This window comes from Marinobacter sp. SBS5, from assembly GCF_048285575.1.
Lineage (GTDB): Bacteria > Pseudomonadota > Gammaproteobacteria > Pseudomonadales > Oleiphilaceae > Marinobacter.
The window spans coordinates 4,011-6,028 of record NZ_JBLWAZ010000014.1 but is presented as its reverse complement, the minus strand read 5'-3'; the positions used below and the strand labels follow the sequence as shown (position 1 = coordinate 6,028).

Sequence of the window (2,018 nt, the reverse complement as noted above, 5' to 3'; positions counted from 1 at the left end):
GATATCTGGCAGTACATCTATCTGGAAAACATCGACATCGTTCCTCTGTACTACTCGGCCGTGCGTCCGGTTGTCGAGCGCGATGGCACTCTGATCATGGTGGATGATGATCGCATGCCTTTGAAAGAAGGTGAGAAGCCAATGATGAAGTCGGTGCGCTTCCGTACGCTGGGTTGCTACCCCCTCACCGGAGCCATCGAATCAGAAGCGGATACGCTGCCAGAGATCATTCAAGAAATGTTGCTAGCCACCAGCTCCGAACGTCAGGGGCGGGTCATTGACCACGATTCAGCTGGCTCCATGGAACAGAAAAAGCGGGAAGGGTACTTCTAAGATGTCACACCAGTCTGAACTGATCGCCGACGATATTCTGTCGTACCTGAAACAGCACGAGAACAAAGAACTGCTGCGTCTGCTGACCTGCGGTAGCGTTGATGACGGCAAAAGCACCCTGATTGGCCGCTTGCTGCACGACACCAAGATGATCTACGAAGATCACATGGCCACCCTGAAAACCGACAGTGCCAAGATGGGCACCACCGGTGAAAAACTGGACTTGGCCCTTTTGGTGGATGGTTTGCAGGCCGAGCGTGAGCAAGGCATCACCATTGATGTTGCCTACCGCTACTTCAGTACCGACAAGCGCAAGTTCATCATTGCCGATACCCCGGGCCATGAGCAGTACACTCGCAACATGGCCACTGGTGCGTCGACCGCCCAATTGGCGATTTTGATGATCGACGCCCGCCACGGCGTGATGACCCAGACCCGCCGCCACTCATTCATTGCCTCGTTGCTGGGCATACGCCACATCGTGGTGGCTGTAAACAAGATGGACTTGGTGGATTTCAGCGAAGAACGCTTCAACGAAATTCGTGAAGAGTACTTGGCCTTTGCCTCCAAACTGGGCCTAAAAGACATTCGCTTTGTGCCTCTTTCGGCGCTAGATGGCGACAACGTAGTGAACCGGAGCGAAAACACGCCCTGGTTCACCGGCCAGCCGCTAATGGAAATCCTTGAAACCGTTGAAGTGTCCCGAGACAAGAACTTGGAGCACTTCCGTTTCCCGGTGCAATACGTCACGCGCCCGAACCTCAACTTCCGGGGCTTCTGCGGCACCATCGCCTCCGGAGTGATCCGCCCGGGTGAAACCGTGATGGCTCTGCCCTCACGCCGCACCAGCAAGGTTAAAGAAATTGTGACCTTCGATGGCAATCTGGACGAAGCCTATATCGATCAGGCCGTCACTCTGACGCTGGAAGACGAAATCGACATCAGTCGTGGCGACATGCTGGTTAAAGCGGACGACGAGCCGGAAGTGGCTAACCGCTTCAACGCCAACATTGTTTGGATGATGGACGCACCGCTGGAAACCGGCCGCCTGTACGACATCAAACTCGGCCCTACGTTCACCTCGGGTACCGTGAAGAAAATTCACCACCAGACCGATGTAAACACGCTGGAGCAGAACCCGAACCCAAGCCGGTTGCAGCTCAATGAAATTGGCTTGTGCGAACTGACTCTGAACCAGCCCATCGCGTTTGATGCGTACCAACGTAACCACGCTACCGGCAGCTTCATCGTCATTGACCGCCTGACCAACGTGACGGTCGGTGCTGGGATGATCGCTGGCCTAGCCGATGGCCTTGAGTCGCTGGATCCGGTCACCGCAGAAGAGCGTGAGCGTCGTTTGGCTCAGAAGCCGACGATCATTGCCTGTAATGGCAAGCAAGCCCCGGCTTTGGCCCTGGCAGTCGAGCGTGCGTTGTTCGATCAAGGTCGAACTGCGGTGGTGGTTTCCGAAGAAAACACCGGTGATGCGGATGAGCGCCGTCGCGTGGCTCAGCTGCTGACTGCTCATGGCTTGATTGCCGTGACTGTGAATCTGGGCACTGACATTGCTAACACCAGCGTTACTGCTGATAGCGAAGCCGAGATTACTGAGGCGGTTTCTGGATTGCTTCGGGCTTTGTGATCTGACTCGAGACTCCCCTTCCTTGGCGGGCAAGCTGCTGGGG

General features: G+C 55.7%; 2 protein-coding genes. Both read left to right on the top strand.

Features of this window, described 5'->3' with window-relative positions; translation table 11 throughout:
* On the top strand, positions 1–333 hold a 333-nt coding region (locus ACNQ6O_RS15760; protein WP_418054124.1), incomplete at its 5' end, for a phosphoadenosine phosphosulfate reductase family protein.
* A gap of 1 nt (position 334) precedes the next feature.
* The gene (gene cysN, locus ACNQ6O_RS15755) at positions 335–1,975 is read left to right on the top strand and encodes a sulfate adenylyltransferase subunit CysN (RefSeq protein ID WP_418054123.1); all 1,641 of its coding nucleotides are present in this window, start codon (positions 335–337) and stop codon (positions 1,973–1,975) included.
* Positions 1,976–2,018 lie beyond the last annotated feature (43 nt).